General features: G+C 61.0%; 16 protein-coding genes and 2 pseudogenes. 11 read left to right on the top strand and 7 right to left on the bottom strand.

Translation table 11 applies throughout. From position 1 onward, the window contains the following. Positions 1-46: 46 nt before the first annotated feature. The 3 genes from ACA051_RS20015 to ACA051_RS20005 are packed head-to-tail and all read right to left on the bottom strand — an operon-like array spanning position 47 to position 4,595. The gene (locus ACA051_RS20015; protein ID WP_497371588.1) at positions 47-1,441 is read right to left on the bottom strand and encodes an efflux transporter outer membrane subunit; all 1,395 of its coding nucleotides are present in this window, start codon (positions 1,439-1,441) and stop codon (positions 47-49) included. Positions 1,442-1,448: 7 nt separating this feature from the next. Next, positions 1,449-3,422, bottom strand: a complete 1,974-nt coding sequence (locus ACA051_RS20010; protein ID WP_497371586.1) for a MacB family efflux pump subunit — start codon at positions 3,420-3,422, stop codon at positions 1,449-1,451. Next, entirely contained in the window at positions 3,423-4,595 is a 1,173-nt protein-coding gene (locus ACA051_RS20005; protein ID WP_497371584.1) for an efflux RND transporter periplasmic adaptor subunit, read from the bottom strand. It abuts the gene before it with no gap. Between the two features lie 346 nt (positions 4,596-4,941). Between ACA051_RS20005 and ACA051_RS20000 the strand changes: the two genes are divergently transcribed. From ACA051_RS20000 to ACA051_RS19975, 6 genes and pseudogenes are all read left to right on the top strand, one after another. Then, positions 4,942-5,424: a sigma-70 family RNA polymerase sigma factor gene (locus ACA051_RS20000; RefSeq protein ID WP_497304168.1), complete on the top strand. Its 483-nt coding sequence runs from the start codon at positions 4,942-4,944 to the stop codon at positions 5,422-5,424. A gap of 122 nt (positions 5,425-5,546) precedes the next feature. Then, a complete protein-coding gene (locus tag ACA051_RS19995; protein WP_497371582.1) occupies positions 5,547-6,884 on the top strand; it encodes a lysine N(6)-hydroxylase/L-ornithine N(5)-oxygenase family protein in 1,338 nt (445 codons plus the stop codon). A gap of 522 nt (positions 6,885-7,406) precedes the next feature. Continuing rightward, the gene (gene mgtA / locus ACA051_RS19990; RefSeq protein WP_497371580.1) at positions 7,407-10,109 is read left to right on the top strand and encodes a magnesium-translocating P-type ATPase; all 2,703 of its coding nucleotides are present in this window, start codon (positions 7,407-7,409) and stop codon (positions 10,107-10,109) included. A 103-nt stretch (positions 10,110-10,212) separates the two neighbouring features. Continuing rightward, positions 10,213-10,623: a response regulator gene (locus ACA051_RS19985; protein WP_497371578.1), complete on the top strand. Its 411-nt coding sequence runs from the start codon at positions 10,213-10,215 to the stop codon at positions 10,621-10,623. Between the two features lie 142 nt (positions 10,624-10,765). Then, positions 10,766-11,386, top strand: coding sequence for a response regulator (locus tag ACA051_RS19980; protein WP_497304160.1), 621 nt, complete (start codon positions 10,766-10,768; stop codon positions 11,384-11,386). Further along, positions 11,387-14,608, top strand: a pseudogene (locus ACA051_RS19975) (transporter substrate-binding domain-containing protein). Positions 14,609-14,611: 3 nt separating this feature from the next. On the opposite strand, the gene dkgB reads toward ACA051_RS19975, so the two are convergent. Together dkgB and ACA051_RS19965 are read right to left on the bottom strand one after the other, a co-directional pair. Beyond that, positions 14,612-15,415 carry a 2,5-didehydrogluconate reductase DkgB gene (gene dkgB / locus ACA051_RS19970; RefSeq protein ID WP_497304156.1) on the bottom strand — a complete coding sequence of 268 codons (804 nt, stop codon included), beginning with the start codon at positions 15,413-15,415 and terminating at the stop codon, positions 14,612-14,614. A 236-nt stretch (positions 15,416-15,651) separates the two neighbouring features. Next, on the bottom strand, positions 15,652-16,191 hold the full coding sequence (locus tag ACA051_RS19965; protein ID WP_094468238.1) for a PaaI family thioesterase: 540 nt from the start codon (positions 16,189-16,191) through the stop codon (positions 15,652-15,654). 261 nt (positions 16,192-16,452) lie between these two features. Between ACA051_RS19965 and ACA051_RS19960 the strand changes: the two genes are divergently transcribed. The 3 genes from ACA051_RS19960 to ACA051_RS19950 all read left to right on the top strand — a co-directional run bounded on the left by ACA051_RS19960 (position 16,453) and on the right by ACA051_RS19950 (position 19,568). Next, on the top strand, positions 16,453-17,319 hold the full coding sequence (locus tag ACA051_RS19960; protein ID WP_497371576.1) for a pirin family protein: 867 nt from the start codon (positions 16,453-16,455) through the stop codon (positions 17,317-17,319). 191 nt (positions 17,320-17,510) lie between these two features. Further along, positions 17,511-18,953 (top strand): mechanosensitive ion channel domain-containing protein, encoded by a 1,443-nt coding sequence (locus tag ACA051_RS19955; RefSeq protein WP_497371574.1) that lies wholly within the window; start codon positions 17,511-17,513, stop codon positions 18,951-18,953. A gap of 174 nt (positions 18,954-19,127) precedes the next feature. After that, positions 19,128-19,568: a carboxymuconolactone decarboxylase family protein gene (locus tag ACA051_RS19950; protein ID WP_497371572.1), complete on the top strand. Its 441-nt coding sequence runs from the start codon at positions 19,128-19,130 to the stop codon at positions 19,566-19,568. On the opposite strand, the pseudogene ACA051_RS19945 reads toward ACA051_RS19950, so the two are convergent. Together ACA051_RS19945 and ACA051_RS19940 are read right to left on the bottom strand one after the other, a co-directional pair. Further along, positions 19,569-20,728 (bottom strand): annotated as a pseudogene (locus tag ACA051_RS19945) (DHA2 family efflux MFS transporter permease subunit); the annotation flags it as partial. A 75-nt stretch (positions 20,729-20,803) separates the two neighbouring features. Beyond that, positions 20,804-21,568, bottom strand: coding sequence for an AraC family transcriptional regulator (locus tag ACA051_RS19940; protein ID WP_497304150.1), 765 nt, complete (start codon positions 21,566-21,568; stop codon positions 20,804-20,806). Between the two features lie 99 nt (positions 21,569-21,667). Between ACA051_RS19940 and ACA051_RS19935 the strand changes: the two genes are divergently transcribed. Then, on the top strand, positions 21,668-22,801 hold the full coding sequence (locus tag ACA051_RS19935) for an MFS transporter (protein ID WP_497375603.1): 1,134 nt from the start codon (positions 21,668-21,670) through the stop codon (positions 22,799-22,801). Between the two features lie 108 nt (positions 22,802-22,909). Next, positions 22,910-24,637, top strand: a complete 1,728-nt coding sequence (locus ACA051_RS19930) for a ShlB/FhaC/HecB family hemolysin secretion/activation protein (RefSeq protein WP_497371570.1) — start codon at positions 22,910-22,912, stop codon at positions 24,635-24,637. Positions 24,638-24,672 lie beyond the last annotated feature (35 nt).

Raw genomic sequence — 24,672 nt, 5'->3', positions numbered from 1 at the left:
TAGAAGCGAGGCTTGCTCGCGAAGAGGCCCTCACTGGCAACTCAAATCAAAGAACCTGCCACTCGCCACCCAACGCCTTGTACAGCGAAATGCTCGCCTGCAACCGCGACAACCGCAGCTGCACATTCAAATCCTGCGCCGCATACAGCGTGCGCTGGGTTTCCAGTACGGTCAGCAAATCCTCGGCCCCTGCCTGATAACGGCTTTGCGCGATAGTGAAGGCGGTCTGCGCCTGGCTCAGTTCTTCGCTTTGCCACTGGCGCTGTGCATCCAGCCCACGAATGCTGTTGAGGGCTTTTTCCACATCGGCGAAGCCGTTGATGATCGCCCCGCGATACGTCTCCAGCAATTCTTCCTGGCGGGCCGTGGCTTTATCACGCTCGGCGCTCAAGCGGCCGTTGTTGAACACCGGCGCAAGCAATCCGGCGGTGAGGTTGTAGAAAGGATTGCGCAGCATGTCCGCCGCACGATCTGCGCCCGAGCCCAGTTCCGCGCTCAACGTGACCTTCGGCAACATCGCCGCACGGGCCACGGTGACGTCGGCTTGCGCGGCGGCCAGTTGCGCTTCGGCACGAGCGATGTCCGGACGGCGGGTGAGCAGTTCGCTGGGGGCGCCGGCCGCGATGGTCGGCCATGACAGCTGATCAAAGCGCTCCTGACCCAGCCCCAGTTCCTGAACCGGCCGGCCGAGCAGGGCGGCCAGACCGATCAAAGCGTCCTGAGCCTGTTGCTGCACCAGCGGCAATTGCCGTTGTTGCGCCGCCACCAGACTCTTCTGCTGCGCCAGTTCCAGCGCCGTCGCGGAGCCTGAGTCAAAACGGGTCTGCACCAGCTTCAATACGTTCTGCGCGTTCGCCAGGTTCAGCTCGGCGATGCGGCTTTGCTCGCGCAGCGACAAGGCCTGCGCGTAGGTATTGGCGACGCCGCTGAGCAGCGTCAATTCCACGGTCGCCTGATCGAACTCGCTGGCCTGCAAAGCGAATTGCGCGCTGTCACGGGAAGCCCGCTGACCGCCCCAGAAATCGATTTCGTAAGTGGCGCTGAGGCTGGCATTGAAGTAATCGACGGCCTTGTTGTCGCTGTCGGCATCGAGCTGGCTGTAACCGTTGCCGCGCAGCAGTTTTTGCCGATTGGCGTTGAGACCGGCCTTGACCTCCGGCAGCAGCGAGCCGCCGGCAACCACCGTCTCTGCCTGCGCCTGGCGCACCCGTGCGATGGCGGCGGCCAGGTCGTAACTGCCGGCCCGCGCCTGTTCGATCAGTTGATCCAATTGCGGGCTGCCGAACTGCGTCCACCATTGCCGATTGCTGCGGGTGGCGTCTTGCGTGTGCGGTGATTGCCAGGAGGCGGGCGGCTGGAGGCCACTTTCCGGGCGCTGGGCGGGCGTACCGCAAGCGCCGAGCAGCAGGCAGAGGGTCAGTAAACTCAGTTGCGGCTTCATGGAGAGATCATTCACTGGTAAGGGCCGTGACCGGGTCGAGTCGGGCAGCTTTGCGGGCCGGCATGAAGCCGAAGACAACACCGGTGACCAGGGCGCAGCCGAAGGCGCCGAGCACCGCTATCAAAGAGAACGCGACGGCGACTTCGCTGAGGATCAGCACGCCGCCGACGATCAGCGCCAGGGCGATCCCGGCGAGTCCGCCGACCACCGAAAGCATCACCGCTTCGGTCAGAAACTGGCGCAGGATGTCGCGCTGACGGGCGCCGGTGGCCATGCGAATGCCGATCTCCCGCGTGCGCTCGCGCACGGTCATCAGCATGATGTTCATCACCCCGATCCCGCCGACCAGCAACGAAATCGCGGCAATCGAGCCCAGCATCAGCGACAGGGTGTTTTGCGTGCGCGCTTCGGCCTGAATCATTGCGGCGTTGTTGGTCAGTTCGAAATCCTTCTTGCCGTTGTGCAGGCGCAGCATCAATTGCTCGATGGCGATTTCGGTCTCCTTGACCTTGCGTGCGTCGGCGGCGGCGATGGCCACATACTCGGGATTATGGGTGCCGAACAGCCGCACACTGGCGGCGGAGTAGGGGATGGCGATGCGGTCGTCGCTGTCGGAGTCGCCGGAGCTGGCGCCTTTTTCCGCGAGCACGCCGACCACCTGGAATGGCACGTTCTCGATGAGGATGTACTGGCCGATCGGGTTGGCCACGTCCTTGAGCAACTTGGTCCGCACCTTGTGGCCAATCACTGCGACCGCCGCGGCGTTGCGTTCATCGTCCTGGGTGAAATAGCTGCCTTGCACCACCGGCCAGTTGAAGATGGCCGGGAAATTTGTGTCGTTGCCGCCGACGTAGCTCAAGTGGTCGAGGTTGCCGAAACGCACCCCGGCTTCCTGGCCGTTGACCGGCATGATCCGCGTCACTTGCGGCAGGCTTCCCACCGCCGCGACGTCATCCAGGGTGACGATGCCCTGCGGCGTTCGTGGGTTGGGTGATGAGCCACCTAAATAAATGATGTTGGAGCCGAAAGCACCCATTTGCGCCATGACCTGGCGCTTGCTGCCTTCGCCGACGGCCAGCATCACCACCACCGACGCCACGCCGATGATGATCCCGAGCAGCGTCAGCGCCGTGCGAAAGCGGTTGATCCACATCACTCGCCACGCGGCTTGCACCGCATCAACCAATTCGCCTTTCCATGCGCCGGTGGCTTCGGCGCCTTCGGTCAGGCGCTTGCGCAGATCCACCGCTTGCAGCGCGCCGGGGTTGGCCGAGGTCTGTGCTTGAGGGGTGTCCACCGCGCTGTCACTGATGATCAGCCCGTCGCGGATTTCGATGATGCGTTTGGCCCGGGCCGCCACTTCGCGGTCGTGGGTGATGAGGATCACCACGTGGCCCTGGCTCGCCAGTTCGTCGAGCAGGGTCATGACCTCGGCACCGCTGTGGCTGTCGAGGGCGCCGGTGGGTTCGTCGGCGAGGATGATGTGGCCGCCGTTCATCAAGGCGCGGGCAATCGACACCCGTTGTTGCTGGCCTCCGGAGAGCTGATGCGGGCGGTTGCCGGTGCGTGAGGCCAGGCCGAGGCGGTCGAGCAGGGCGGCGGCGCGGGCATGGCGTTCGGCGGCGGGCAGGCCTGCATAGATGGCCGGCATTTCGACGTTTTCCTGGGCCGAGCCGGACGGGATCAGGTGATAACCCTGGAACACAAAACCAAAGGCTTCGCGGCGCAGCCAGGCCAGCTCGTCGCTGTCGAGGGCGGCGACGTTTTGCCCGGCGAAACGGTATTCGCCCGAGGTCGGGCGGTCGAGGCAACCGAGGATGTTCATCAGCGTCGACTTGCCGGAACCGGACGCGCCGACAATCGCCACGAATTCCCCGGCATGGATCGACAGGTCGATGCCGCGCAGCACGTGAACTTCCGGTGAATCGCCGCCGCCGTAGGCTTTGCGGATGTCCTGCAGGTCGATCAGAGGCGTCTGCATTCAGCCGCCACTCCCATCGGCCGGGCCGATCAGCAGATGATCGCCTTCCTGCAAGCCGTCGAGGATCTGCACCCGCAGACGGTCGCTGATTCCTGTGCGCACATCACGCTGCTGGAGGCTGCCGTTTTCAGCGACGACCTGGGCGATTTGCCTGTTCGCTTCAGTGCCGGCCTGCAACGCCGCGACCGGCGCGGTCAGGGTGTTTTTCGCCTGATCCGAAACGAAGAATACCTGGGTGGTCATTTCCGCCATCAACGCGTTGTCGGCGTTATCGACGTCCAGCAACACCGTATACAGGACCACGCGGGCGCTGCCGCTTTTGCTCGAACTGGCCGGGCTGCCGCCGCCCTGGCTGGTCTGGTCCAGCGGCTTGGGCGGCACCGGCAGAATCTGCCGCACGGTGCTGCTCCAGCGCCGGTTGCCGCCACTGAGGGTGGTGAACCAGGCGGTCATGCCGGGTTTGACGTGGCCGATGTCGGCTTCCGACACTTCGGCCCACACCGTCATCGGTGACAAATTGGCGATGCGCAGGATCAACGGTGTTTGCTGCTGAGCATTGAGGGTCTGGCCGACCCGAGCGTCGAGGGCGACCACGGTGCCGGACATCGGTGCGTAAATCCGCGTGTAACCGAGTTCGGCCTGATCGCTGCGCAGGCTGGCCTGGGCCTGGCGGATCTGCGCCTGGAACATGTCGATGCGGGCCTGGGTGGCGCGCAGTTCGGCCTGGGCGGTCTGCACGTCTTCTTCGCGGGTCGCGCCGCCGGCCTTGAGGTTCTGCTGGCGCTGGAATTTCTGCCGGGCCAGTTCGTGCTGTGCCCGTTGTTCCTGGAGCTGCGCCTTGAGGTTCTCGATGGAGAAGCGCCCGGCGTCGAGTTTGGCCTGCTGGGTGGACGGATCGATCTCCACCAGCAGTTGGCCTTCCTTGACCACGTCGCCGACTTCCACGTGGATCTTGTGGATCTGCCCGGACGCCTGGGCGCCGACGTCGACATAACGCCGTGGCTGCAGGGTGCCCAGCGCGGTGACGCTGCTTTCAATGTCGCCACGGCTGACTTGCACGGTGGCGAATTTATCCCGGCCCGGCGGGATCACTTGCCAGGTGGCGATGGCGATAACGGGGATTAGACAAAGTGCTACAAGCAGGGCGCGTCGGGTCTGTCGGGGACGTTTCATGCAGGGTTCCGGCCAATGGGTATCGGCCCGTCGTTCAACCTGCGCACGAAAAACGGCGGCAGGCGAACGCTGTCGGGGAGCCGACAGACACGGGGAGCTGTCCTGTAAACGAGGAAAGTCGCGGGGAATTTAGGTGCGGAAACAGGTCGATACAAACGGGGATAAATCCCATCGCCACAGGTGTAGCACATGACTATTTATCGGGTAAGTCAAAGCAACACTTTAAATCTATATGAGAATTACTATAAATTACGCGGCTCGAACTGCCACCATCTTGCCACTGCCCATTTGTGCGGTCGCAGAAGTGGCTCAAGGATAGAAACCGCACCCTGTGCGGCCGGGAGTCATGTTGGAAAACTACTATCGCGAGCTGGTGTGTTTCCTGAACGCCAAGCTAGGCAACCGTCAGGTGGCCGAAGATGTGGTGCATGACGCTTATCTGCGGGTGCTGGAGCGTTCCAGTGACACGCCGATCGAGCAGCCCCGGGCCTTCCTTTATCGCACCGCGCTGAACCTGGTGATCGACGATCATCGCCGCAACGCCTTGCGCCAGGTCGAATCGCTGGACGTGCTCGACAACGAAGAGCGCTACTTCACACCGTCCCCGCACAACTGCCTCGATCATGGCCAGCGCCTGGAGATGCTCCAGCGTGCCCTGGCGGAATTGCCGCGGTTGTGTCGCGAAAGTTTTCTGCTGCGCAAGATCGATGGCCTGTCGCACCCGGAAATTGCCGACCACCTCGGTATCTCGCGCGCGCTGGTGGAGAAGCACATCGTCAATGCCATGAAGCATTGCCGCGTGCGGATGCGCCAGTGGGACGCCCATTGATCCCTTCTCTCTAAATTTTTTTTCATTGTCCTCGTTCCTACTCAACAGACGACCTGCTGTCCTGCATCAGGTCACTTAGGCTTATTCCCCTTGTTGAGGGGTTCATCCAGAGGACACTGGAAATGACACAGGCAATTGCATCGCCCATCGTTCACGACCTGATCGGCGTCGGTTTCGGCCCTTCGAACCTGGCGCTGGCCATCGCTCTGCAAGAGCGCGGGCCGACCCAGGGCGAGCTGGATGTTCTGTTTCTCGACAAGCAGGCGGACTACCGCTGGCACGGCAACACCCTGGTGACCCAGAGCGAGTTGCAGATCTCCTTCCTCAAGGACCTGGTAACCCTGCGCAACCCGACCAGCCCGTATTCGTTCGTCAACTATCTCAAGCATCACGGCCGTCTGGTGGACTTTATCAACCTCGGCACCTTTTACCCGTGCCGCATGGAGTACAACGACTTCCTGCGCTGGGTCGCCGGTCAGTTTGAAGCCCAGAGCCGCTACGGCGAAGAAGTGCTGAGCATCGAGCCGGTGCTGCACAACCAGCAGGTCGAGGCGCTGCGGGTGATCTCTCGCGATACCCAAGGGCATCAACACGCGCGCACCACCCGTTCGGTGGTGGTCAGTGCCGGCGGTACGCCGCGCATTCCCGAAGCGTTCAAGGCGCTGAAGGATGACGGCCGCGTGTTCCACCACTCGCAGTACCTGGCGCAGATGGCCAAGCAGCCTTGCGTGAACAATCAGCCGATGAGCATTGCGATCATTGGCGGCGGCCAGAGCGCGGCGGAAGCCTTCATCGATTTGAACGACAGCTTCCCGTCCGTGCAGGTCGACATGATCCTGCGTGGCTCGGCGCTGAAGCCGGCGGATGACAGCCCGTTCGTCAACGAAGTGTTCTCGCCGGAGTTCACCGACCTGGTGTTCCAGCAGGCGAGCAGCGAGCGTGAGCGTCTGGTCAACGAGTACCACAACACCAACTATTCGGTGGTGGACATCGACCTGATCGAACGCATCTACGGCATTTTCTATCGCCAGAAAGTCTCGGGTATCGCGCGTCACACCTTCCGTACCCTGACCACTATCGAGAAAGCCACCGCCACCGAGCGCGGCATCGAACTGGCGGTGCGCAACAATGCCACCGGTGAAGTCGCGGTTCGTCTGTACGATGCCGTGGTATTGGCCACCGGCTACGAGCGCCAGATGCACCGCAAATTGCTGGCGCCGCTGGAGCAATACCTGGGTGATTTCGAGGTGGATCGCAACTACAAACTGATCACTGACGAGCGCTGCAAGGCCGGCATCTATATGCAGGGCTTCTGCCAGGCGAGCCACGGTTTGAGCGACACGCTGTTGTCGATCCTGCCGATTCGCGCGGATGAGATTGCCGGGTCGTTGTATGACCATGGCAAGCACCGTGGGCATCGCCGTTCGGTGGTGGATTTGTTGTTGGCCACTGCCAGCTAAGATCTTCGGCGCCTGTTAAACCGCTTTCGCGAGCAAGCCCGCTCCCACAGTGGATCTCCAGTGAACACAGATTTTGTGTATGACAGAGATCAAGATGTGGGAGCGGGCTTGCTCGCGAAGAGGCCCTCAAAGGCAGCACAAATCCAGAATCCTGAACCCTTCCTGAAGAACCCCGCGATTCCCCCACCACCCACCGTTCCTTCGTTTACTCTCCACAAATCGGGGCTTAAGCTTCGCGCGTTTTCATCAATAGCGGAGACCCTCATTGGGTACTTGTTCGAGTGACAGTCGTCGGCCGGTTTCGATAACCGGCACCCTCCCGGCACGATAACGCGCAGCCTGCTGCCGTTGTCTCGCCGATAAGCGAGCAGCGGAAATCCCGATAGCGGCCACGCTTGCGCCGTGTCCCGACCTCCCTCTCATCGACGCTTGACCGTGTGTGATGTTCGACGTGCCTGTCGTCATCGCAGCGACTCGACACGCCTGCTTGAAGGTCTCCCGGCTGACCCCGGGGGCAACGCCATGAACCTTACCCTGCTCAAGGAATTCTTCGCCGGATTCCTGCGCACCCGTCACATCGGCCGACACTTTCGCCGACTGGCGCTGCTGGAAAGCTTCACCGACACCACGGTCAGCCGTGAAGTGCCGCCAACGCTGGCGCAAACCCTGGTCGCCGCTGCCAACAGCGCCACCGGCCCCTTGCTGAAAAAACTTGGCAGCCACACCGACGGTTTGAGTGAACGGGAAGCCGACACATTGCGCGAGCAATACGGCCTCAACGAAGTCGAGCATGAGCAGCCATTGTCTTGGTGGACCCACTTGTGGCACTGCTACAAAAACCCGTTCAACCTGCTGCTGACCTTGCTCGCGGTGATCTCCTGGCTGACGGAAGACATGAAAGCCGCCATCGTGATTTTCTCGATGGTGGTGCTCTCGATCTTGTTGCGCTTCTGGCAGGAAAGCAAATCCAACCAGGCCGCCGACGCCCTCAAGGCAATGGTCAGCAACACCGCCACGGTGCTGCGCCGGGAGGCATCCCGCACCGAGGTGCCGATCAAGCAATTGGTGCCGGGCGATCTGATCGTGCTTTCGGCCGGCGACATGATCCCTGCCGATTGCCGGGTGCTCAGCGCCAAGGACCTGTTCGTCAGCCAGGCGGCGATGACCGGCGAATCGATGCCGGTGGAAAAGTTTCCCCGCCAGCAGGACAGCAACACCGGCAACCCGCTGGACCTGGACAACATCCTGTTCATGGGCACCAACGTGGTGTCCGGCACGGCAATGGCGGTGATTCTCACCACCGGCAACAACACCTATTTCGGCGCCCTGGCCCAGCGTGTCGGTGCCACCGATCGCGCGCCGACCTCGTTCCAGACCGGGGTCAACAAAATCAGCTGGCTGTTGATCCGCTTCATGTTCGTGATGGCGCCGCTGGTACTGTTCATCAACGGTTTCACCAAGGGCGACTGGACCGAAGCGCTGCTGTTCGCGCTGTCGATTGCCGTGGGCCTGACCCCTGAAATGCTGCCGATGATCGTCACCTCGACCCTGGCCAAAGGCGCGGTGTTCCTGTCGCGTAAAAAAGTCATCGTCAAACGCCTCGACGCGATCCAGAACTTCGGCGCCATGGACGTGCTGTGCACCGACAAGACCGGCACCCTGACCCAGGACAAAATCTTTCTCGCCCGCAACGTAGACGTCTGGGGCAACGACTCCGACGACGTGCTGGAAATGACCTACCTCAACAGCTACTACCAGACCGGCCTGAAAAACCTGCTGGACGTGGCGGTGCTTGAGCACGTGGAAATCCACCGTGAGCTGAAGATCGGCACGGCGTTTCGCAAGGTCGATGAAATTCCGTTCGACTTCACCCGCCGACGCATGTCGGTGGTGGTCGCCGGGCGCGATCAACCGCACTTGCTGATCTGCAAAGGTGCGGTGGAAGAAGTACTGGCGGTCTGCACGCGTGTGCGCCACGGCATGGTTGATGAAGCGCTGACCGATGAACTGTTGGCGCGGATTCGCCAGGTCACTGCCGCGTTCAATGCTGAAGGTCTGCGGGTAGTCGCCGTGGCTGCACGGCCCATGATCGAAGGCCGCGACACTTACAGCCTGGCGGATGAACAGGCGCTGACGCTGATCGGCTATGTGGCGTTCCTCGATCCACCGAAAGAAAGTACCGCCCCGGCCCTGAAGGCCCTGGCCGCTCATGGTGTCGCGGTGAAAGTGCTGACCGGCGACAACGAACGGGTGACCGCGAAGATCTGCCGCGAAGTCGGCCTGGAACAACAAGGCCTGCTGCTGGGCAACGACATCGAGCGCATGAGCGATGCCCAACTGGCGGTAGCGGTCGAGACCACCAACGTCTTTGCCAGACTCACGCCGTCGCACAAGGAACGCATCGTGCGTCTGCTCAAAGGCAACGGCCATGTCGTGGGGTTCATGGGCGACGGCATCAACGACGCACCGGCGCTGCGCACCGCCGACATCGGTATTTCGGTGGACAGCGCCGTCGATATCGCCAAGGAAGCGGCCGACATCATCCTCCTGGAAAAGAGCTTGATGGTGCTGGAGGAGGGCGTACTGGAAGGGCGCCGGACCTTCGCCAACATGCTCAAGTACATCAAAATGACCGCCAGTTCTAACTTCGGCAACGTGTTCTCGGTGCTGGTGGCCAGCGCGTTCATTCCGTTCCTGCCGATGCTGCCGATGCACCTGCTGGTGCAGAACCTGCTTTACGACATTTCGCAGATCGCCATCCCGTTCGATCACGTCGATGAAGAAATGCTCAGCAAGCCGCAGCGCTGGCAACCGGCGGATGTCGGGCGCTTCATGCTGTTTTTCGGTCCGATCAGTTCGATCTTCGACATCACCACGTTTGCCCTGATGTGGTACGTGTTCGACGCCAATACCCCGGACCATCAAACCCTGTTCCAGTCCGGCTGGTTCGTGGTCGGGCTGCTGACCCAGACCTTGATCGTGCACATGATCCGCACACCGAAAATCCCGTTCCTGCAAAGCCGCGCAGCCATGCCGCTGATGGTCATGACCGGGATCATCATGGCCGTGGGGATTTTCCTGCCAATGGGGCCGTTGGCGCACTACTTCAAATTGCAGGCGCTGCCGTCGCTGTATTTCGTGTTCCTGCCGCTGATTCTGCTGGCGTACATGGGGCTGACTCAGGCGGTGAAGGGTTTCTACATTCGGCGGTTTGGATGGCAGTAATGGCTGGAAGTGGCGGTTTTTTAGGAAAAGTCCTACAGAAACATTCGTGCGTCTCCCGTAGCCTCCGCGCATCCAAAAAACCGCGCTTTCCAGAGAGGCTCCGATGCCGAATAAAGCTTTGCGCATCCTGATCGCCGACGAGCAACACTTTCACCGATTGCTGATCGAGCGGTTGTTCAATCAGCTCGATTATTACCGCGTGGCGCCAGTGCAGGACCTTGCTTCAATGCTGACCCTGGTCGAGTACGGTTGCGAGCCGTTCGACCTGGTGGTCGTCAATGCCGCGCTGGCGGCAGGTGAACTGGATTTGCTCAGCTATTTTCTCGATAACACGCAGGTTCGCCACGCACTGATTTTCGACGGCCAACGGGCACAGTTGCCGGCGATCCCGGCCAGCCGGCAACCGAAAGTTCAAGTGAGCCATGCGGCGCTGCCTGATCTGCGGTGTATCCAGATGTTGATGACGATCATTGATCCATCGTCGCAGGAGCGTTATCAGCGGTACGCCGGGTGATTGCGACATACCGTTCGTCGGCACTGTCATTTCTGACAGGTAGATTCTGCCTTTCTCCCATGCAACAGTCCTGGCGCAGCCGTTGCGTCTGCCCCGGCGTTATCCGACGGGCATTCGTTGAGTCTTTGCACAGGGAGTTGCCATGAAGTCAGTGATGATTGTGGACGATCATCCGGTGGTTCGCGCCGCAGTCAAGCTGGTACTTGAGCGGGAAGGTTTCAAGCGGATTCATGAGGCGGCCAGCGTTGGGGAAGCGTTGACCCTGCTCCGCGAGCATCAGGTCGATCTGCTGATCCTGGATCTGGTGATGCCCGGCGGCAACGGCCTGGACCTGCTGGAACGAATCAAGGCCAGCGACTGGAAATGCGTGGTGCTGGTTTTCACTTCGCTCGATCCGCTGTTTTTCCAGGAGCGTTGCATGCGCGGTGGCGCGTTGGCGTATGTCTCAAAAACCAACAGCCTGGATCAGTTGCACAAAGCTGTGCACGCAATGATGGCGGGCTACACCTATTTTTCGCAGTTGCTGTCCAGGCCGATGAACCCGTTGCAACACAGCGAAAAGAAGTTGATCGATACACTGTCCAACCGCGAGTTGACCATCTTGCAATACCTTGCCCGAGGCTTCTCCAACAAAGCGATCTCCGAAGCCATGAACCTGAGCCACAAAACCGTCAGCACCTACAAAACGCGCTTGATCATAAAACTGGGGGTTGTTGCGGCGGTGCATCTGCGGGACTTCGCCATACGCAATCACCTGATCTGAGTGCGCCAGACCGTGCGGTGCATTCTGCTGATCCTGATGATGTGCCTGGTGCTGCCAGCCTTGGCCACGGTCGCCGGCGAGTCGGAGCGCTTGCAGCTGCTGGGCCGTTCGACGGTGGAGGGCTACGAGCTCCGTCTGGATGAACAGGACCGGCAATGGCTGCGCAATAAGCGTGTCCTGCGCCTCGGGGTGAGCGGGCCGGACTACCCGCCGTTCGAGGTGACGCGCAATCACGACGAGTTGGAGGGCATCACCGCCGATTACGCCGCGCTGGTGGCGCAACTGTTGAACGTGCAGATCGAGGTGCTGCGTTATGTCACGCGCGAAGCGGCCATGGAGGCTCTTAAATCCGGTGAGCTGGATCTGCTGGGGACCTCTAACAACTTCGAACTGGCCGACCCCGAGCTGATCCTGTCCAGTGCTTATGCTGAAGATCAGCCGATGCTGGTCACCCGCCTGGACGAGCGTATGCCGGAGGATCTGGCAGGTAAGCGCATCGCCATGGCCGACGATTATCTGCCGGCGCAGAGCGTTGAATCGTTCTATCCCGAGGCCAGCCTGCAACGTTATCCGTCGGCGCTCGATGCGCTCGGGGCAGTGGCGTATGGGCAGGATGATGTGTACCTCGGCGACCTCATCAGCGGCAATTATCTGATCAACAATAACTACTTCAATTCCGTCCGTCTGGTGGGGCCGTCGGGCCTCGACGCTAACCCGTTTGGCTTTGCCCTGGCTCGGGACAACCTGCCGTTGAAGGATCTCATCGACAAGACGCTGGCGGCGATCCCCATGGAGCAGCGCTCAATCATCGAGCAGCGCTGGAGCGCCGGCAGGGCCAAAGTGGCGGGACAGCAACGCGTGGGTCTGAGTGTGAGTGAACAGCGCTGGCTGGATCAGCATCCGACGGTGAGGGTGGCGGCGATCGAGGACTTTGCGCCGTTGACGTTTTACACCGCCAATGGAAGCTTCAGTGGGTTGACGGCGCAATTGCTGACGCTGATCAGCCAGCGTAGCGGCTTGAACTTCAACGTGGTGCGAGGCCAGACCCTGGACCAGCAGATCCAGCGACTCAAGGCCGGCGAGATCGACATTTTGCCCGCCATCATCCCCACGACCACGGACGTAGCCGGACTGCACTTTACCCGGTCCTATGTGACCAATCCGTACACGCTGGTCAGTGCAACAACGGCCGATAGCCCGAAGACACTGGACGATCTGGCCGGTAAACGCCTGGCGATTTATTCCCGTCACCCGATGCGTGCGTTCATTCAGGCGCGGGCGCCGCAGGTGCAGATGGTGGACGTACAAAACCCGGCCCAGGGCTTGGAGTTGGTGGCGAAGGGGCAGGCTGATGCCGCGCTCAGCTCTTTGTTCATCACCCGTTACCTGATTGCCCGGTATTACCAGGAGCGTTTACGGATCAGCAGCACCGTGGGTGATGAGCCGGCGCGCATCGCCATGGCAACCGGTCGTGACCAGCCGGAGTTGTACTCGATTTTGAACAAGGCGTTGCTGAGTATTTCGCCCGAAGAGATGGACGCGTTGGTCGCTCGCTGGAGCAATGATGCGGTAGTCGAAGACAGCTATTGGCTGCGTCATCGGCAAAATATCTTGCAGGCATTTGCCGCCGCCGGGGCTTTGTTGTTACTGGCGATGGGCTGGATTGCCTGGCAGCGTCGGCAGATCCGCCAGCGCCAGCTTTGGGTGCAGCAATTGCAGGAGGCTAAGGACGCGGCGGACGATGCCAACCGTGCCAAAACCACGTTTCTAGCGACCATGAGCCATGAAATCCGCACACCGATGAATGCCTTGATCGGCATGCTTGAAATGGCTGAGAAGCGGGCGCAAGCGGGCATCGCCGACCTTTTTTCCATAGGCGTCGCGTCCACCGCCGCGCAGCAGTTGCTGGCATTGATCGGCGATATCCTGGACATCGCACGCATCGAATCCGGGTATTTGTCCCTGACGCCCGAGCGGGTGAATCTGCGGGAGCTGGTGGCATCGGTGTGCCGGGTCTTTGAAGGGTTGGCACGGGAGAAAAATCTGGCGTGGGGAGTCGATCTCGACCCGCGCAGCGACTGCGACGTGCTGGTCGACCCCACGCGCTTCAAGCAGGTGCTGTCCAACCTGTTGAGCAATGCGATCAAGTTCACCCGTGAAGGGGAGGTGAGTTTGACGATGCGCGTGGTGCCCGGTGTGTCGGGGCATCTGGCGGTCAATCTGCGCATTGAAGACAGTGGCATCGGCATCAGTGCAGCCGACCAGCAGCGGTTGTTCAGTCCGTTCGTTCAGGCCGGTAACAGCCAGCAATCCGCCCGCAAGGGTTCCGGCCTGGGATTGGTGATCAGCCGCACGTTGTGCGAAATGATGGGCGGACGGCTGGTGCTGTAAAGCGTCCTCGGCCAGGGCTCGCAAGTCGACATCAGTCTTTCGCTGATGGCGTTGAAAGCGTTGCCACCCTGTGAAGCAGTGGACAGCGGATCGCTGAAACCCACGCGGCCACTGACGATTTTGGTGGTTGACGATTACCCGGCCAATCGCCTGTTGCTCTCAAGCCAGCTGGGCTATCTGGGGCATCGCGTGATGGAGGCCGAGGATGGCGAGCAAGGGCTGGAGCTGTGGCGTGTCCACGAGTTCGATGTGGTCATCACTGACTGCAATATGCCGAACCGCAGCGGTTATGAATTGACCGGTGCGATACGCGATGAAGAGCGTATGCAAGGCCTGTTGCCGACGCTGATCCTGGGTTTTACCGCCAATGCGCAACGCGAGGAAAAGGTCCGGTGCCTTGAGGCGGGCATGGATGACTGCCTGTTCAAACCCATTCGGCTGGCGGATCTGAGTGGATGGCTGGCTGACCGGTTTGAAGAGGCCAGGAGTGAACCCCCTTCGTCGTCGCTGATCGACTTGAGCGAGTTGGAGCAATACGTCGGTGAAGACCGGACGTTGATTAATCAATTGCTGCGCGAACTGGCCGTGACCAATCGGGATGACCGTGAACATCTGCTTGAAGCGCACGCTGGCAACCATCTCGCTGATCTGCGAATCCTGGCGCACCGCATCAAGGGCGGTGCGCGCATGGTCCGGGCCCAGCGGTTGATCGAGTGTTGTGAGGCGCTGGAGCGCGCCTGCGGCGAAGGGCATGTGGTATCGATCGACGAGGCCGTCGGTCAATTGCAGCACGCCATGTCAAGTCTCGATCAGAGCCTTGAGCCGGGCTGACACTTAATCCCAGTTCGGCGCGATGCCTTTGGGGCTGGTCAATCGATGGCCGCGATCAAGACCTGCGATCAGCGCCATGTCGGCTTCGCTCAATTGCAGGGCACAGGCTTGCAGATTGCTTTGCAGGTTGGCGCGTTTGGTGGAAGAGGGGATGACCGCGTAACCCAGCTGCATGGCCCAGGCCAGTGTGACTTGCGCCGAGGTGGCCTGCAGGCGCTCGGCGATTTGCTGGATGACCGGGTCTTTCAACACTTCGCCGTAGGCCAGGGTCATGTAGGAGGTGATCTGGATGCTGTGACGCTGAGCGAACTCGACGACCTTGCGGTTTTGCAGGTACGGGTGCAGCTCGATCTGGTGGGTGGCAATGTTCTCGGCACCGACCGCTGCAATCGCTTTTCGCATCAGCTCAACGGTGAAGTTCGAGACGCCGATCTGCCGGGTCAGGCCCAGTTGCTTGGCTTCGAGCAAGGCGCTCATGAATTCTTCGACCGGCACTTGATCGTCCGGCGACGGCCAGTGGATCAGTGTCAGGTCCAGGTAGTCGGTCTGTAGTTTGCGCAGGCTTTCTTTGAGGCTGTCGATCAACCGGTCTTTGGCAAAGTTGGCGACCCATATTTTGCTGGTGATGAACAATTCTTCACGGGCGATACCGCTGGCGGCGATGGCCTCGCCGACCTCGGCTTCGTTTTCGTAGATTTGCGCGGTGTCGATCACCCGGTAGCCCAGCGCCAGGCCGGTGCTCACCGAATCGATGACCACCTGGCCTTGCAAGCGAAAGGTACCAAGACCGAATGCGGGAATAGACATCAATGACTCCAGGGGTTGCAGTGGGAATGGACAGGAGTATCCCCGGCTGCCTCCCCGGGAAAAACCGCTGGATGGGCAAAGCAATGTTTACCGCAAGTCATGAATCGGGGGGGCGCCTGGAGAATTGAGGGTGTCGGGTCTGCCTTCTTCGCGGGCAAGCCTCGCTCCTACAGGGGGCGGCGTTGCGTTTGTAGGAGCGAGGCTTGCCCGCGAAGGCCGCGACTCGGTCTCGGAACTTATCCCCGAGCCTCAAGAATCATGCAAGTCGTCGACCCCGTCGCATACAACCGCCCATCCACATCATAAATCCGCCCCTCGGCCAGCGCAGTGGAACGGCCCAGATGCACAATTTTCCCTTCGGCCCTGACCGGTCCGCTGGCACCGGTCAACGCCCGGACGTAGCTGATGCGCAAGTCCAGCGTCGTATACCCCTGGCCCTTCTTCAGCTGCGTATGAATCGCGCAGCCCATGCACGAATCCAGCAAGGTCGCCGCATAGCCGCCATGCACGCTGCCCAGCGGGTTGTAGTGCCGCGAATCCGGCGTGCCTTGGAAAATGAACAGCCCGGCCGACCATTCGATGGGGATGAAGTCCATCAAGGCGCCGATGGGCGGTGAAGGCAGTGCGCCGTCGCCGATACCCTCGAAAAACTCGGCGGGCGACAGCGCACTGACCTCGGCCATGGACAGGCTGCCCGGTCCGGCCAGACGCGAGCGCATGGCCTGTTCCTGGGCGATCCATTGGGCGAGGGTGGCGTCGCGGTTGGGGCTTTGCATGATGAGGTCCTCAGGCGGTAGCAGATATTATGGTTGTAATCTCGGTCGATATTATGTCCGAAATAAAAACTCCGCCAGCCCCGTGTGTCGAGTGATCAACCGATAGTGCCCAGGCTTAATTCCTCGCAGATACCAACCCTGTCGAAACCTTCGCCATCGTTCTCCAGATAGAACGCTCAGGCTGATTTTTGCCGTCTAGTGGATCAGAGGGATCGGTCTTAAGCTGGGCCCATCGCGTCAATCAACGAATTTGGAGGCAGGATGAAAAACATCATCGGTATCTACACCAGCCCGCGGACCCACTGGGTCGGCGACGGTTTTCCGGTTCGCACGCTGTTTTCCTATGACAACCTGGCCAAACACATCAGCCCGTTTTTGCTGCTCGATCATGCCGGCCCTGCCGAATTCGCCCCGACCACCGAACGCCGTGGCGTGGGGCAGCACCCGCACCGCGGTTTCGAAACCGTGACCATCGTTTACAAGGGCGAAGTGGAGCACCGCGACTCCACCGGCAGCGGCGGCAAGATTGGCCCCGGCGATGTGCAATGGATGACCGCGGCGTCGGGGATCCTCCACGAGGAGTTCCACTCCGAAGGGTTCGCCAAGCACGGTGGCACCCTGGAAATGGTTCAACTGTGGGTCAACTTGCCGGCCAGGGACAAAATGGCCGATGCCGGTTACCAGACGATTCTCGATGGCGACATCCCGAGCCTTCCGCTCAAGGACAAGGCTGGCAGCTTGCGCTTGATCGCGGGCGAGTTTGAGGGACACACCGGTCCGGCGCGCACGTTCACGCCGATCGACGTCTGGGACCTGCGCCTCAACGGCGGCAAGTTGTTGACCCTCGACCTGCACGAAGGTCGCAACACCGCGCTGGTGGTGCTGCGCGGTACGGTTGAGGTCAATGGTCAGGAAATTATGCGTGAAGGGCAGTTGGCGTTGTTCGAACGCGATGGGCATCAGCTCAGCCTGGAAGCCAATGACGACGCGGTGGTGTTGTTGCTCAGCGGGGAGCCGATCGACGAACCGATTGTTGGCCACGGCCCGTTCGTGATGAACAGCGAGCAAGAGATCCATCAGGCCTTTGCCGACTTCCAGTCAGGCCGGTTCGGTCAGATGAGCGAATGAACAAGTGTTGTACTGTCAAAACCCGGTGGGAGCGAGCCTGCTCGCGATGACGGTATGACTGCCCCCGAGCAGTGACTGTCAGACCGCTATCGCGAGCAGACTCGCTCCTAGATTGGTTTTGCATCAAACACTCCTACACTGTGCCCAATCTGTGAGATCTTCGCGCCATTGGCCCTCGCTGGAGTTGTTTGATGCTGTCACTGCTTACCCATCACCCATTGATCAGCGCAATGGTCCTGATCCTGATCGATCTCGGCTTGTGGCGCTTGATCAGTGCCAACGGCAGCAACTGGAAACTGGTCGTGCGGCTGGTGATTTTTGCGCTGTTCAGCGTCCTGTTGTTCAACGAAGGCATGAACCCGCTGGAGCCGGCACCCTGGGCCGACAACGTACCGCTGCACCTGGCGGCCACGGGGTTGCAGATCGGCTGGTGGCTGTTCGCCGCGCGCACGTTGACGGTGCTGATCGGTGCGCTGATGATGCAACGGGTCGGGCACACCGGGCGGTTGCTGCAGGATCTGCTCGGTGCGGTGATCTTTCTGATTGCCGTCATCGCCGCCCTGGCCTATGTGCTCGAACTGCCGGTCAAAGGCGTGCTCGCCACCTCCGGTGCGTTGGCGATCATCGTCGGCCTGGCTTTGCAAAGCACCCTCAGCGACGTGTTCTCCGGGATCGTCCTCAACACCACCAAGCCCTATCAACTGGATGACTGGATCTCCATCGACGGCACCGAAGGCAGGGTCACCGACATCGACTGGCGCGCCACGCGCCTGCAAACGTCCCAGGGCAGCCTGGCGGTGATTCCCAACTCGCTGGCGGCCAAGGCCAAGATCATCAATTTCAGCCGGCCGAGCGATATGTTCGGCGTCTCGATCAGCCTGCAACTGAGCCCGCACGCGCGCCCGCAAACGGTGCTCGACGCGCTGGAGCGGGCGATGCAGGGTTGCCGTTATCTGCTGAACAAACCGGCGCCATGTGTCGCGTTGAAAGGCTCCAGCGCCAGTGGTGTGGAGTACGAAATCAGTGGCTTCGTGGTCTCCATGGATCAGAAGCGCATGGTGCGCAATCTGCTGTTCGACCTGGCGTACCGGCACTTGCAGGCGTCCGGTGTCAGCCTGTTGTCGAACGTCGAATCCAACGCGCCTGCCGGCCTGTCACGGCCACGGGCGTTGCTGGACAGCTCGAACATTTTCTCGACCCTGCGTCAGGAAGAGAAAGACACCTTCAGCCAGAACATGACCCTGCAAACCTTCCGCGCCGGTGACATGATCCTGCCGGCGGGGGAGGTCAGCGATCACCTGTTCATCATCGAATCGGGTGTGGTCTCGGTGCAATTGAGCCGGGGCGGGGTCAAGTTCGAATCCGGGCGCATGGGGCCGGGAGAGGTGATCGGCGAGGGCGGGATTTTGTCCGATACCGCGCTGCCGGCGGAGTTCAGCGCCAAGACGGCCTGCAGCTTGTACCGCATCGAGAAGGACTACCTCAAACCGTGCCTGGATGCGCGCCATGACATCAGCGAAGCGATGAAGGCGTTGCTGGATTTCCGCGTGCACAAGGCGCAGACCCTGACCCAGGAAGTGCCGAAGGTGGTGGAGAAGAGAGGGTTTTTGCGGTGGTTGCGGAGTCGGGCTTAGCTATTTTTGGGGGGATGAGCGCTGCGCGGTTCGTGAGCAGGCTCACCGATTTCAGATCGCCAACCCGCGATCGATACATCCAATGGCCTGCTCGACTTCTGCGATATTGGCTATTTGTGAGAGGCGTGGGGGGGATTAACTTAGCTCCCCCCCCACTTGCTCTTGGAGCCCGCCATGAAGCCTCGCATCGATTTCTACACCGCGTCCCCAGACGCCCTCAAAGCCATGATCGCGCTGGAAAGCGCTGTTTCGAAGCTGCCGCTGGAAAAAACCCTGATCGAACTGGTCAAGCTGCGCACCTCGCAAATCAACGGCTGCGCCTTCTGCCTGGACATGCACGGCGCCGATGCGCGCAAGGGCGGTGAAGACGAGCGCCGTCTGTACACATTGTCGGCCTGGCGTGAAACGCCGTTCTTCACCCCGCGTGAACGCGCGGCGCTGTCGTGGACTGAATCCCTGACACTGCTGAGCCAGACTCACGCGCCGGATGAGGACTATGAACTGGCGGCGTCCGAGTTCAGCCCGAAGGAATTGGTCGACCTGACCGTAGCCATTACCACCATCAACGCCTGGAATCGTCTGGCAGTGGGTTTGCGCAAAATGCCTCAAGCCTGATCAGTGAGCGTCTGCTGATGGCGCAGCCGGTGGTTGCACCTTGCGCATCAAGGGCACCATCGCCGTGGCGATGATGAAGCAGACCATGATCATCAAAAACGCATCGCCGTAGGTTTGCGTCTGGGCTTCGCGGTAGGTCAGCAGCCATAGCTGATGCAGGCTGGCGGTGATGCCGACGTCGACGCTCTGGCCGAGGGCGGCGAAGTTGTTGCCGACCAGGGACAGCCACTGATTCAGTGCCTCGTTAGTGCTGTTCAGGTTCTCCGCCAATCGGGTGAAGTGCAGGTTGGTGCGGTCGTTGAGAATGGTCGCACACGCGGCGATGCCGATGGTGCCCCCCAGGTTTCGCATCAGGTTGAACAACCCCGAAGCATGTTTGAGCCGTGCCGGTGCCAGTCCGCCGAGGGTCAATGTCACTGCCGGCGGCACCGCCAGTTGCTGGGCAATGCCGCGCAAGGCCTGCGGCAGCATCAATTCTTTGCCTCCCCAGTCATGGGTGATCGGGCTGAAATCCCACATCGCCAGCGCGAACAGCCCAAGGCCGGTCATCATGATCCAGCGCAGGTCAATGCGATTGGCCAGAAAGGCGTACAGCGGAATCGCCATGATCTGGAACACTCCGGTGGAGAAAACCGCCAGACCAATGTCCAGCGCACCGTAGCCTCGCACCCGGCCAAGAAACAACGGGGTCAGGTAAATAGTGGCGAACAGGCCGATCCCAGTGACGAACGAAAAGAAACAGCCGAGGGCGAAGTTGCGGTCCTTCAACGCGCGCAAATCGACGATCGGATTGGCCACCTGCAAGGTTCGACCGATGAAGGCCAGCCCGGCCAGGCCGCTGATCCATGCCGTAGTCAGAATCGTGCTGTCGCTGAACCAGTTCCAGCGCGGACCTTCTTCGAGGGTGTATTCCAGGCAACCGAGAAACAGCGCCATGAACACCATACTCAGGTAGTCGGCGCCCTTGAGCAGCGACAGTTCCGGCTGGTCGATTTTCACCAGCATCGGCACCGCCACGCGACGAAAATCCCCGGCACCAAGTTGATGTAGAACAGCCAGTGCCAGGACAAAATGTCAGTGATCCAACCACCAATCACCGGCCCCATGGTCGGTGCCAGCGAAGCCACCGCGCCAATGGTCGTGGCCGCGATCACCCGTTTGAGCAGGGGAGGCTTGGGCGTGCTCACCGGGACAGTGGTGGTGGTAAATGATTTCTGCTGCCGGTCGTCAGGTGCTTATTTGAGCCAATGGCCTGGGGTGATGCCGGTCATATCCTTGAAGAACGCAATAAACGCGCTGTCACTGGCAAATCCGGTTTCGAATGCGCTGTAGCTGATGCTGCGTCCAGTGGCGAGCAGCTCCATGGCGCGCATCAGCCGCCACTGTTGGCGCCATTGCTGATAACTCATGCCGGTTTCGCGCTGGAAGATTCGCCCGATGGTGCGGCCGCTGGCGCCGATCTGTCTTTCCAACACCTGAAGTTCCGGCGGCAGTTGCTCGGGCGTTGCCAGAAGAGGTGCCAGGCGTTTGTCCGTCGGCAAAGGCAACAGCATCGATTGCTGCTTCGCATCGCGAATTTCGCTCAGGCAAAGACCCAGCAAGTGAACAAATTTGCCCTGCTGCCAATCGGTGTTGAAGTCGGCGAGCGCGATCGGTTCCAGCACCGCCCGCAACAACGGACTGACTTCAATCACGCAGACTTGCTGCGGCAGCTTGGCGCACAGCTGCGCGGTCAGATAGATGGAGCGGTAGTCGACGCTTTGCTGCATCACGGCGCGGTGTTCAACCCCCGGTGGAATCCACGCCGCACGGGAGGGCGGCAACAGGCACAACTGCTGCGCGAGGGTGATGCGTGTGCAGCCTTGGCGGGTGAACAGCAACTGTCCGCGCTGGTGCCGATGCAACCCTGAATCATGGTCGCCCAAGGTCGCGGCGATGCCGACCACCGACGCCGAGTAACGGTCGGGATTGAACCGTGTGTGTGAATCAATCCAGGCCATGTTTGTCCGATTTCAACGATTAAATGTCAGGGTTTGGATAATACGTCAGTCACCGCTCTTTAAGCTGCTCGCCAGTTTTTCTTGAAGAGTGAAGTCGTGATGAATTCCAAAAGCCTGTTGATTCTGGCGATCGCATTGCTGATGTTTCCGCAGATCGCCCAAACCCTTTACAGCCCGGCACTGGCGGACATCGGCCAGGCCTTTGCCGTCGCCCCGCAACAAGCGGCGCAAACCCTGTCGGTGTACTTCCTGGCATTTGCATTCGGCGTGGTGGTGTGGGGGCGGATGTGCGACCGCATCGGCCGTCGCCCCTCAATGCTGGCCGGGCTGGCGGTGTATGCCGGTGCCTCGGTGCTGGCGCTGAACGCCCGCACATTCGATGCGCTGCTGATGGCCCAGGCACTGGCTGCGTTCGGTGCCGCGGTGGGCTCGGTCGTCACGCAAACCCTGTTGCGTGACCGCTTCAAAGGTGCAGAACTGGCGCAGGTGTTTTCGGTGATGGGCATCGCGCTGGCGGCCAGCCCTGCGATAGGCCTGTTCACCGGGGCGAGCCTGGTGCAAGCGTTCGGCTATCGAGGCGTGCAGGTAGGCCTGTTGCTGTTGTCCTCGGCGTTATGGATGTGGTGCCTGCGGACCTTGCCGGAAACCCGACCGCAAAATGTCCAGACACCCGCGCTGTTCGAGACGCTGTGGAGAATGCTGCAAGACCGCGATATCTGGCGCTCGACGCTGTTGGTGGCGCTGTTCAATATTGCCTTGTTCAGCTACTACAGCCTCGGCCCGTTCCTGTTTCAGCGGCTGGGTTTGAGTGCGCAATGGTTTGGTTACAGTGGGGTGATTCTGGCCCTGGGTTCCGGACTCGGCGCGTGGCTCAACAAACGATTGCTGCGTCGCGGCGCGAGGGGGCCGCAGCTGATCCAGTTGGCGGGTGCGCTGATGTGGGTGGGTGCCAGCGGCGTGTGGCTGCTGGAAGAAAGCGCGCTGTTTGTACTGCCGATGCTGCTGGTGGTGCTGGCGTTCGGTATGGCGATCCCGAACATCCTCGGTTCCGCTTTGGCCCACTACGGCGATCGACTGGGCACGGCCGGGGCGCTGTTTGGTTTGCTGTATTACCTGCTGATCGGCGGTGGGCTGATGCTCGCAGCCTGGGGCCAGGCGTTGGGCGAAACCTTGCTGTTTTGCGGCGCGTTGTCCTTGTTGTTGGCGTTAACAGCAAGGAAACCAATTGTTTAAGAAATGTAAGCGTTGTAGGACGCGTCTTGCATTTGTGTAGGAACGATCTGACTATCACTCGCATTGATGGGATGGCATTAAGCCATTCGATGATGACAAGGATGTTGAGTGCCGTATTCGTTTCGCGTTGTGCCTCCTGGTAGTTCCTCGCCTTGCACGCTGTTGTTGGCTTCGTTGTTGAGCCTGAGTGCTTCTGCACTCCAGGCGGCAGAGCCTTCCGCCCCAGGCCAGGAAGTGCTGCGCCAGCAACAACAGCAACAGCGCGATCTGCAACAACTGCAACTGGACCAGCGCCGTCGGCAACTGGAGCGCGGCAGCTTTGGTCCTGCGCCGGTCGCGCCCGCCGTCCCCGCCAGTGTGCCCGCCGATGAACGCTGCTGGCCCCTAAGTGGCACGCGCGTCGGTGGCGTCACCCTGATCAGCAGCCAGACCCTCAACGAGCGGATCAAGCCGCAACTGTCGTCGTGCATGGGCGTCGGCCAGATCAACCATCTGCTGGCGACCATCACCGGCCTGTATGTGGACGCGGGGTACATCGCCAGTCGGCCCTACCTGCGCAGCGCTCCGGCCGCTGGGCAATCGCTGGATATCGTGGTCGATGAAGGTTACGTCGAGTCCATCGAACTGGCCGACCAGAGCCTGCCGGTGTCCCTTGGCGGCGCCTTCCCTGGAATGCTCGGCAAGCCGCTGTACCTGCGCGATCTTGAGCAAGGCCTGGATCAGTTGAACCGCTTGCGTTCGCTTGACCTGACGGCCGACATCACCCCCGGCACGCAGCCCGGCGCCTCGCGGATCATCCTGCGTTCGCGCACCAGCGGCCAGTCTCGATGGGCGTTGGGCCTGGGTGTCGACAACCTCGGCAGCGCCAGCACCGGGCGTGATCGCGACACCCTGAGCCTGAGCCTCGACAGTCCGCTGGAGCTCAATGACGCACTCAACCTGAGCGTCAGCGACACCCTCAATCGCGGTGATCGCTACAGCCGCAACGCCAGCCTTTACTACGCCATTCCCTACGGTTACTGGACCTACAGCGTATTCGCCAGCCATGCCGAATACCGCGCACCGTTCAAACTCAGCACCCTGAAATTCCACAGCAGCGGCATCACCGACCAGTTCAGCGTGCGTGCGGACCGGGTGTTGTGGCGCGATCAAAGCCGTCAGCTCAGCGCCAACCTGCAACTGGCCCACAAAGACGTCGACAGTTATCTGGAGAACATTCGCCTCGGTATCCAGAGCCCGACCCTGACCGTGGCCGAAGCCGGTTTGAACCTGTTCTGGCTCAACAGCGCCGTGTGGAACCTGGATGTCAACTACGCCCAGGGCCTGCGCTGGTTTGGTGCCGATGACGATGCACAGCGCCAGGTCAACAACCTGCCCAAGGCGCAGTTTCGCAAGTACCGCGCCGGCCTCAGCCAGTGGCGCAACGGCCGGATCGGCCAGCAGGCGTGGCAGTGGCAAAGCCAGTTGAACGTGCAGTACAGCCCCGATCCGCTGCCGGCCATCGAACAACTGCTCGGTACGGACGATTCCGCCGTGCGCGGTTACCGAGTCAACAGTGCATCCGGTGCCAGCGGCGCGATCTGGCGCAACACCTTGCGCCTGCCGTTGCACAGCGATTGGCCGGTGCGAGTCACCCCGCGCCTGGGGCTGGACAACGGCTGGATCAAGGCCGACCACGGTGCCGAGGGGCAACGCCTGAGCGGGGCCAGCGCCGGGGTCAACCTGAGCTGGAAAAACCTGCAAGTGGACATCGATTACCAACGCAGCCTCAACACCCCCAGCGGTTTAAGGCATGAGCCAGAGACCTGGCTGATGCGCGTGGGGTTGCAGATATGACCACCGACTCACCCGACACACACACTCAGCCGTCG

It is taken from the genome of Pseudomonas sp. LBUM1669, from assembly GCF_059695705.1.
This window is presented reverse-complemented; position numbering and strand designations above follow the sequence as displayed.